The sequence below is a fragment of the Mycobacterium sp. genome (assembly GCF_019247615.1).
Lineage (GTDB): Bacteria > Actinomycetota > Actinomycetes > Mycobacteriales > Mycobacteriaceae > Mycobacterium.
Window position 1 is genome coordinate 1 of the sequence record NZ_JAFBAT010000062.1, and the last position, 8,869, is coordinate 8,869.

Annotated in this window: 9 protein-coding genes; 3 read left to right on the forward strand and 6 right to left on the reverse strand. The window is 64.3% G+C overall.

Annotated features, from left to right (window positions below; translation table 11 throughout):
- Positions 1-488: 488 nt before the first annotated feature.
- Positions 489-797: a hypothetical protein gene (locus JO059_RS03945; protein WP_293314809.1), complete on the reverse strand. Its 309-nt coding sequence runs from the start codon at positions 795-797 to the stop codon at positions 489-491.
- A 163-nt stretch (positions 798-960) separates the two neighbouring features.
- Between JO059_RS03945 and JO059_RS03950 the strand changes: the two genes are divergently transcribed.
- Positions 961-1,650: a cutinase family protein gene (locus JO059_RS03950; RefSeq protein WP_293314810.1), complete on the forward strand. Its 690-nt coding sequence runs from the start codon at positions 961-963 to the stop codon at positions 1,648-1,650.
- A gap of 6 nt (positions 1,651-1,656) precedes the next feature.
- Here the strand turns inward: JO059_RS03950 and JO059_RS03955 are convergent, their stop codons facing one another.
- From JO059_RS03955 to JO059_RS03970, 4 genes are all read right to left on the reverse strand, one after another.
- Positions 1,657-2,079, reverse strand: a complete 423-nt coding sequence (locus JO059_RS03955) for a hypothetical protein (protein ID WP_293314811.1) — start codon at positions 2,077-2,079, stop codon at positions 1,657-1,659.
- Between the two features lie 82 nt (positions 2,080-2,161).
- A complete protein-coding gene (locus JO059_RS03960; RefSeq protein WP_293314812.1) occupies positions 2,162-5,080 on the reverse strand; it encodes an MMPL family transporter in 2,919 nt (972 codons plus the stop codon).
- Positions 5,077-5,523 (reverse strand): MmpS family transport accessory protein, encoded by a 447-nt coding sequence (locus JO059_RS03965; protein ID WP_293314813.1) that lies wholly within the window; start codon positions 5,521-5,523, stop codon positions 5,077-5,079. Before JO059_RS03965 ends, JO059_RS03960 begins: the two co-directional genes overlap by 4 nt.
- A gap of 103 nt (positions 5,524-5,626) precedes the next feature.
- Positions 5,627-6,223: a TetR/AcrR family transcriptional regulator gene (locus tag JO059_RS03970; RefSeq protein ID WP_293314814.1), complete on the reverse strand. Its 597-nt coding sequence runs from the start codon at positions 6,221-6,223 to the stop codon at positions 5,627-5,629.
- A 475-nt stretch (positions 6,224-6,698) separates the two neighbouring features.
- Between JO059_RS03970 and JO059_RS03975 the strand changes: the two genes are divergently transcribed.
- Both JO059_RS03975 and JO059_RS03980 read left to right on the forward strand, forming a co-directional pair.
- A complete protein-coding gene (locus tag JO059_RS03975; RefSeq protein WP_293314815.1) occupies positions 6,699-7,130 on the forward strand; it encodes an Hsp20/alpha crystallin family protein in 432 nt (143 codons plus the stop codon).
- Positions 7,131-7,241: 111 nt separating this feature from the next.
- A complete protein-coding gene (locus JO059_RS03980) occupies positions 7,242-8,012 on the forward strand; it encodes an enoyl-CoA hydratase (RefSeq protein WP_293314816.1) in 771 nt (256 codons plus the stop codon).
- 58 nt (positions 8,013-8,070) lie between these two features.
- Here JO059_RS03980 and JO059_RS03985 read toward each other — a convergent pair.
- Positions 8,071-8,869: CoA ester lyase (locus tag JO059_RS03985; RefSeq protein WP_293314817.1), on the reverse strand; the 799-nt coding region annotated here is incomplete at its 5' end.

The following is an 8,869-nucleotide window of genomic DNA, read 5'->3' on the forward strand; positions in this document are numbered from 1 at the left end:
CAGGTCTCGGGCCTCCCGGACCTAGGCCGGGATCGCTCCGCCGCAGCCGCCGGGCGGGGGTGGGCCGCGAAGCGGTTCGTCGCCGCTCACGCAGTCGTAGTTAAACTAAGGGCCGACGATCCAGGTTTTCATCCACTGGTGCCAAAACGACCCATCGGGGTACTTCTCGCCGTCACACGGCCAAATTGCCGTAACCCATCGGCCGCCCGGGCAGTAGCCCTTTGTCATGTCCGGTTGATGCGGGTCAGGCGGATCAGCGGTGGCGATCGCTGAAGACAACACAAACGCCGCCGCGCAACTCAACACCGCAGCGCTGACGCGAGTGAGTTTGAAATTCAAATCGACTCCCTTCATCGATTGGATCAGGCTTACTCATCGCCGTTGTCCGCGATTCGAAGGTAGTCGAGGCGTGCTCAGTTAACCGCAGGATTCGTTGAAACTCGTTGACTTGACCTACGGCCGACGCACGTGGTCGGCCGGCGTGGCGCCTACTCCGAAGATTTGTCCTCGGAATCTTCCGCGTCCGCGGTCTCGTCGGATTTCTCGGAGTCATTGGACTTGCGGGACTTTTCGGATCCATCGGAGGCGTCGCCCTTGTCGGAGTCGCCCGACCTATCGGAGTGGCCGGACTCGCCGAGTTTGTCGGCGAACTTCGTCAATAAGCCAGCTAGTTCGCGGGCCTCTTCGGGTGCTAACAGATCTTCGAATAATCGCTTGTCACCGTCCGAGACGCGCTCCAGGCAAACCGCGTCGCTCTTGATGCTGACGTCCCACCGGCCGTCCTGTTCACTGGCCATCCGATCCCGCCTTCCGATAAGTGAGTTGAGTCCGAAGCCATCGGCCTCATGCGCTATTGCGTCGTTTACCCACTTCCACCGCGAGGGCAACGGCTTTCTCCGGCTTGGTAAGGCTCGCGCGAAGTGTGCGGACGCTTCGCTCGCGATATGTGACCATTACTGCATGTACGGACACAAATTTGCTCCGTTACTGGGTGCCGCCGTGGCGGCAGTCGCGGCGACTCTACCGAGCGTGCCGATCCTGACCGCGTCCGCGTCCGCTGCGACCTGCCCCGACGTCGAGGTGACGTTCGCCCGCGGGACCAACGAGCCCGTCGGCCTGGGTGGGGTGGGACAGGCGTTCGTCGACTCGCTGCGTTCTCAGGTCGGGCATCGTTCCCTCGGGGTGTATCCCGTCAACTACCCCGCCACCGAAGACTGGCCGCCATCTGCATCGGCCGGCGCCACCGACGCAAGCGCTCACGTTCACTCGATGGTTGCCGACTGTCCCGATACCAAGCTGGTGCTCGGTGGATATTCCCAGGGCGCAATGGTGATAGATCTTGTCACGATCGCCCGCGCATCGGTGGCCGGGTTCAACGCCGCGACGCTATCGGCGGACGAGGCCGATCACGTCGCTGCGCTCGCCGTCTTCGGGAATCCGACGGACAGGTATTTGGGCGGACCGATAAGCGAGATCAGCCCCTGGTACGGAGCCAAGGCCATCGACCTGTGCGCGCCCGCCGATCCGATTTGCTCTCCCGGCGGCCTGTCGCTGCCTTCGCACGACGAGATGTTCTCCGCGGCGCACCTGTCTTACAAGCAGTCCGCGATGCCCAGCCAGGCCGCGACTTTCGTGGCGAGCCGCCTCTAAGAGCGGTCATGCCGTTTCGGCAACCGCCCGCAATCGCTTTTTTAGGGCCGCGATCCGAAGCAGTCGGATGGCGATATTCATCGACCCGAAGATGGGGAACACTCCGATATACGGCCGAAGCGAGTGCACTCCATGCGCTTCGAGGCCGCCGAACACAAAGAAGCATCCGAGGGCGAAGATTGCGGCCGGGATGGAATAGGCCATCAAGCAGCCGCGGTCGGCGACGATCTGCCTGGCGAAATCCAACTCGTCCTTCGACATCGGTTCGCCCTTGCGCAGTTTCCCCAAGACTTTCCTGAAGCTGTCAACCTCCTCGCTGATCGGCGTGGGTGCGTGCCGAAGAAGCCGGTTCACGAAAGCCAAGGCGAAAGCAGCGGACACCAACACGGCGACGCCCGCGGCTGTTGCCAGATAGCCGAACAGACTCAACGCTTTTCACCCCCCCGCCGGCCGATGAGACTCGACGACGAAGATGGTCGCCGATCGGCAACTCCGGCCCGTCGGCTCCCCGTCACGCGCGCGGACGGCTGGGGCGTGCCGGGGATTCGGACGTCACCGCGGGGTCTCCGTCTTCCCATAGCAGCAGTTGACGTACCGCGGGGCGCGGCCCGTATGGGCGAAGCATGGTGCTGGCCGGGCGGGGGCGCACTCGTTGCGGCCACCAGAACCATCGCCCGAGAAGCGCGGCGACGGACGGCGTCATGAAGGAACGCACGATCAGGGTGTCGAACAGCAGACCGAGGCCGATGGTGGTCCCGATCTGACCGAGCACCAACAACGTGGCGGACACGAAGGAGGCCATCGTGAAGGCGAACACCAGGCCCGCAGAGGTCACCACCGCCCCGGTGCCGGCCATGGCGCGCACAATGCCTGTCTTCAAACCGGCCGAAATCTCTTCTTTGAACCGGGAAATCAGCAACAGGTTGTAGTCGGACCCGACCGCCAGCAGGATGATGACGGACAGCGCGAGGCAGATCCAGTACAGCTTGATGCCCAGGATGTCCTGCCAGACCAGCACCGAAAGCCCGAAAGAGGCGCCGAGCGAAAGCGCCACCGTGCCCACGATGACGATCGCGGCGACCAGGCTGCGGGTGATGATCAACATGATGATTAAAATCAGGCTCAGCGCGGCAATACCGGCGATCAGCAAATCGTAGTTGGCGCCCTCGGCTATGTCCTTATACGTTGCCGCGGTGCCCGCGAGATAAATGTTGGAGTCCCCCAACGGGGTGTTTTTCACGGCCTGCTTGGCCGCTTCTCTAATCGGGCCGATATGCGAGATACCCTCCGGGGTCGCGGGATCACCCTCATGGGTGATGACCATGCGTGCCGCCTTTCCGTCCGGCGAGAGAAATTGTTTCAGACCCCGCTTGAACTCGGGATTGTCGAAAGCCTCCGGAGGCAGGTAAAAAGAATCGTCGTTCTTGGCGGCGTCATAAGCTTGTCCCAGGGCGGTCGCGGTGTCCGTGTTAGCTCGGGTCTGTGCGTTTATCCCGGAGTTGGTGGCGAAGTTGGACAGTATGAGTCCGAGATTCTTCTCCTGGTCGGCAATCTGGGGTGGCAACAATGTCACCAACTTTTGTTGCCCCGCATCCAATGTGTCCAGCGTCGCCGTGAGCTTCTCGAATTGCGCACTGAGCTGGTCGATACCGTCGAGCGCGTCCATGATGGATCTGAGCGCAAAGCAAACCGGAATGTCGTAGCAGTGCTTTTCCCAGTAAAAGTAACTTCGTATCGGCCTGAAGAAGTCGTCGAAATTCGCGATCTTATCGCGGAGGTCGTTGATGATGGCCAGCGTGTCGTGGAAGCTCGTCGTCTCGTCGTGCGTGGAGGCGGCGAGCTGTTGCTGCAGGGCGTACTGCCGGTTCAGGATGCCGATCGTATCCCGCAACTGGTCGGCCTGTTTGAGCAGGTCTTCGGCGCGGTCTTTCTGGTACTGCAAATTCTCGATGTTGCCGATCGCGCCCGCGCTGATCTGGAAAGCCAGCGAGGTGTGTTCGATCGGCGTTCCGAGCGGCCGGGTCATGGATTGGACCTGGGCGATTCCCGGCAGATGGGCGATTGCTTTCGCCACCCTTTCCAGGTTGATCATGTCCGCGGGGTTGCGCATATCGTGATCGGTTTCGATCATCAGCAGCTCGGGATTGAGCCGAGCCTGAGAAAAATGGCGCTCCGCGGCCGCGTATCCGATATTGGCCGGCGCACTGGCCGGCAAGTATTCGCGGGCATCGTAACTCGTCTTGTATCCCGGCAGGGCAAGCAAGCCTATGAGCGCTACCGCGGTAGCCACCACCAATATCGGTCCGGGCCAGCGAACGATGGCTGTGCCGATGCGCCGCCATCCTCGAGTCGCCATTCTGCGCTTGGGGTCGAAAAGCCCGAAAAGACTCCCCACGGTAATCACGGCGGGGGCCAACGTCAGGGCGGCTACCAGCGCGACCATGATGCCTATTGCAGCGGGAATGCCCAGGCTCTGGAAATAATTGAGCCGGGTGAATCGGAGGCAGAATACCGCGCCGGCTATGGTCAAGCCGGATCCGAGGACCACGTGGGCGGTCCCGGTATACATGGTGAAGAAGGCCGTTTCCCGATCCTGCCCGCTATTGCGGGCCTCTTGATACCGGCCCAGGAAGAATATCGCGTAGTCGGTGCCGGCGGCGATCACCAGCAACGTGAGGAGATTCGTCGCATACGTCGACAATCCGATCAACCCGACGTTTCCGAGGAAAGCGACGATGCCCCTCGCGGCGGCCATTTCGATCATCACCGTCACCAGCACGACGATGGCGGTGACCGAGCGGTAGACCCACAGCAACATCACCAAAATGACCAGCACGGTGATCACGGTGACCTTGAAGATTCCTTTGCTGCCGACTTCGAACTGATCGGCGACCAAAGGCGCCGCCCCGGTCAGGTAGGCCCTGACCCCGGGCGGCGGTGGTGTGTGAGCCACGGTCTCGCGGATGGTGTCCACGGACTCGTTGGCCAGTGCGTCGCCCTGGTTGCCGGCCAGATACAGCTGAACGTAGGCGGCCTTGCCGTCTTTGCTTTGCGCGCCGGCGGCCGTGAGGGGATCTCCCCAGAAATCCTGGATGTGCTCCACATGCTTGGTATCGCTTTCGAGCTTGCGGACCAGGGCGTCGTAGAACCGGTGGGCGGCGTCGCCGAGGGGCTTATCGCCTTCGATGACGATCATGGCCGAACTGTCGGAGTCGAATTCGTGGAACACCTTGCCGATACGTTGCATCGCCTGAAAGGACGGCGCATCCGGCGTGTTCAGCGAGACGTTGTGCGCCTTGGCGACGTCCTCCAGGTTCGGTACCGCGATGTTCGCGATCGCGGCAAGTCCCGCCCACAACAGCAGGATCAGCACCGAAAACCGCCGAATGAAGTGCGCCAACGCTGGCCTCCGGGCTTGCTGGTCGCTCATCCCGACTTCACCAGGCAGAAGGTGTAGGCGTTCACTTCGTTGACGATCCTTTCGTCCTTGACCTCACCGTCCACCAGGATGCGGCAGCCCAGGGAATCGCTGTTGCCCTGCGCGACAACGTTGCTGAAGGCGCCCGGCTGCGTTGTCACCATGGTCAACGACCACGGCAGGGCCGCGTCGATGACTTGGCGTGGCTGGACATCGAGGTCGACGTAATTGATGGTCGCTACCGCCCCGGGGGAGCCGAAGACCTCCAAGGTGACGTGTTTGGGGTTGAACGGTTCGGTCTGTTCCGAGATCCCGCCGGCGGCCTTCGTGTTGTTGTGCGACCCAAAGATCCCGTGGAGCCGGTAGACGCAGAAACCTGCCACCGCCACCACCGCGGCAACGACCAGCGCCATCCACCAGCGCCTGACTCCACGGGCGAAGGAAATTTTGGTCACCGTCGGGCCTTTCGCACTGTGCGCGGATCGACAGTCCGACAGTACGGTACGGGACCGGGCCCCACAAGAGACGATAACGTCTACAGCAGCCGCGGGTTCCCGCTCATCGGACAGGTCGCATCAGAGCGGGGATGAGCACGTCGTCGACCAGCGCCTGCACTGTGCGTTGGGTGGGCGGCCGGCTCGCCATGATGGACCGGAAGATGAGATAGCCGGGAAGCAGGTCCCAGAGTTCGTCGCTGATGGCGGATTCGGGGATCTCGCCTCGCTCGACGGCCCGCCGAAGGATGTGTTGGATCAAGGCTTTGCGCTGATCGAGAAACTGGTGCTGCATGGCCTCGTTGAGTGCGGGATTGCGAGATATCTCAACCAGCACCGCCCGAATGGTGCCGGCGTGCCGCCGGCCCTGCTCGCACACCAGCTGCCCGACTCGCATCAGGTCGCCCCGCAGCGTGCCAGTATCGGGTGCGACGGCGACCTGGCGGATGCCCTCGATGAATGCGGCCACAACTAATTCGGCTTTGGAGGGCCACCGCCGATACACCGTTGCCTTGCTGGCGCGCGCGGTGGCCGCCACGGCGTCCACCGTCAACCCGTCATATCCGTGCTCCTGGAGCAGACGAAGCGTCACCGCAAGAAACTCGCTTTCCCGGGGCGACCACAGCGACGAGCCGTTGGTGCTCTCGGAAATCTGGGTCACGTCGCCTACCTATGCTGCTGAAGTAGTACAGGCCATTACCGTACTCCTGTGGGCGGGTCGGCTGAACGGGGTCAGAGCCTGGCGGCATTCGCACGGGGTTGGCGCGCACCGTCGGGGTCTGCAAAGCGCCGGCTCCCGGCCGAGCCGTCGTATCGTAATCCTTTGCAACGCAGGCGTGCTCCGCCGTCATCGGGCGCGCAATCGCTGGTTCGCGGGCCCGAGTCTGCCCGGAGCTTGCATATGCCGCCCGGCACTGCTGTCATCTCACTATGTCCGCAGTGCAGTGGGTGTTCCTCGGGGTGGGCCTGGCCCTGGAAGGCGTCATTGTTTGGGCTTGGTTGGTTAGCCCGCCAGGAGCGGGGGGCTGAACGCGCAATGAATCTCTCGGCAACATCGGCGGGCGTCGTCTAGCACCGGCGGGCACACAATGGTTCGATCGAAATCGTAAGAGCTACAACGATTTCAGGAGAACTCCATGGCAACTCTGCCAGTGCAGCGTCAGGCCCGTAATCTGATGCCCGATTTCGCCGATCTCTTGGGTGGCACTCCCCTGTTCGCCGGCCTGCGTCCGCTGTTCGACCGCAATCTCCTCCGGGTGGAGGACGAGCTGAACGACGGACGTTACGAGGTGCGCGCCGAGATCCCAGGCGTCGACCCGGCGAGGGACATCGACATCACGGTGCACGACGGGGTGCTCACCATCAAGGCGGTACGCAGCCAGGCGGTCGAATCCCACGGTCGATCCGAATTCAGTTATGGGTCTTTCGCGCGTTCGGTCCCGCTGCCCGCGGGCGCAGACGTCGACGACGTTCACGCCAGCTACGAAAAGGGCATCCTCGCCATCTCCGTGCCGGTGCCCAACGGTGTGCCGCAGGCCAAGCGCATCGAGATCGAAATTCGGGAGTGATGCCGCGGGGCCTGATCCGGCCAACGGACGCGTGGCGCGTCCGGATGCGGCGCACAGTAGCCTGGCGTGACCCCAAGGCTCAACAGCCGCGCCAAGCCGGGAGGTACCCCGATGGCCCCATCCGAGCTCGTCCTGTTCAGCGTCCACAACCGCGTCGCGCTCATCACCGTCAACGATCCCGACCGGCGCAACGCCCTCACCGATGAAATGTCGGCGGGTCTGCGTGCGGCCGTGGAGCGGGCCGAGCGCGATTCCGAGGTACATGCGGTCGTGGTCACGGGCGCCGGCAAGGCGTTTTGCGCCGGCGCCGACCTGAGCGCCCTCGGCTCTGCCGGCGGCGGAGCGGCGGAGGCCGGCCTGCAGCGGATCTACGACGGCTTCATGTCGGTGGGCAACTGCTGCTTGCCCACGGTCGCGGCGGTCAATGGCGCGGCAGTCGGTGCGGGCCTCAATCTAGCTTTGGCGGCCGACGTGCGCATAGCCGGCCCCGGTGCGTTGTTCGACGCGCGTTTTCAAAAGTTGGGGCTGCATCCCGGTGGGGGCGCGACGTGGATGTTGCAGCGCGCGGTGGGCCCGCAAGTGGCCCGCGCGGCATTGTTGTTCGGCATGCGCTTCGATGCCGAATCGGCCGTTCGGCACGGGTTGGCGCTCACCCTGGCCGACGACCCCGTCGCCACAGCGGTCGAGTTGGCCGCCGGACCAGCGGCGGCGCCACGCGAGGTGGTGCTCGCGACCAAGCGCACCATGCGCGCCACGATCAGCCCGGGATCGACGGACAACCAGCAACACGAACTGGCCATGCGGACGGAGCTCGGGCCGCAGGTGTCTTCTATCCAATCACCGGAATTCGCAAGCAGATTGGCCGCGGCACAACGCAAGTAGCGAACCCGGCGGGCGCCGCCCGGCTGTACGTTTCGGTGCGACGCGGTGCGTCCCGCCGTCAGCCCGGGGCCGACTCCCCCGCGCGCCGCAGCATCATTTCCGCGTGCTTGAGCACGGGCGAGTCGACCATCTGTCCCTCGAACGCGAACACCCCGCGCTGGGTGCGGGCGGCGGCCAAAACTCTTCGCGCCCAGTCCAGTTTCTCCGCGCCGGGGCGATAGGCGGCGCGCACCACGGGGATCTGAGTCGGATGGATGCAGACGGTCCCGTCGAAGCCGACCGCGACGGCGTCGTCGGCCTCTGCGCGCAAGCCATCGGTGTCGCGGATGTCGAGGTGCACGGCGTCCAGCGCGATCCGGCCGAACGCGGAAGCGGCAAGCAGAATCGTCGAGCGCAGGTGACGGGCGACATCACGATAGCTGCCGTCGGCCCGCCGGCTGGCGCTGCCGCCTAGGGCGGCGACCAGATCCTCCGCGCCCCACATCATCGCCACGGTGCCCTCCGCCGAAGCGATCTCGGTGGCGAACACGGCGCCACGGGGCGTCTCCACCAACGCGACGACCTCGCGCGGCGCGAGCGCCGTCACCTGCGCGGCGGATTCGGCCTTCGAGAGCATCACCGTCGCGTAGGCGGTTCCGGCCAGCGCGTCCAGGTCGCGCGCCTGCTCGTCGGTCCCGGTGGCGTTGATCCGCACCACCGTCCGTGCGGGGTCGAGCGGGTTCTCCCGCAGCGCCTTGCGCGCCGCGGGCTTGTCCACTGCGGCGACGCCGTCCTCGAGGTCGAGGATCACCACGTCGGCGGCCACCGCGGCCTTGGCGAATCGCTCGGGGCGGTCGGCCGGACAAAACAGCCACCCA

Excerpts from the sequence above, each read along its gene's own strand:
- JO059_RS03960 (WP_293314812.1), bottom strand. The coding sequence starts at position 5,080 with ATGAGCGACCAGCAAGCCCGGAGGCCAGCGTTGGCGCACTTCATTCGG.
- JO059_RS03945 (WP_293314809.1), bottom strand. The coding sequence starts at position 797 with ATGGCCAGTGAACAGGACGGCCGGTGGGACGTCAGCATCAAGAGCGAC.
- JO059_RS03950 (WP_293314810.1), top strand. The coding sequence starts at position 961 with ATGTACGGACACAAATTTGCTCCGTTACTGGGTGCCGCCGTGGCGGCA.
- JO059_RS03975 (WP_293314815.1), top strand. The coding sequence starts at position 6,699 with ATGGCAACTCTGCCAGTGCAGCGTCAGGCCCGTAATCTGATGCCCGAT.
- JO059_RS03980 (WP_293314816.1), top strand. The coding sequence starts at position 7,242 with ATGGCCCCATCCGAGCTCGTCCTGTTCAGCGTCCACAACCGCGTCGCG.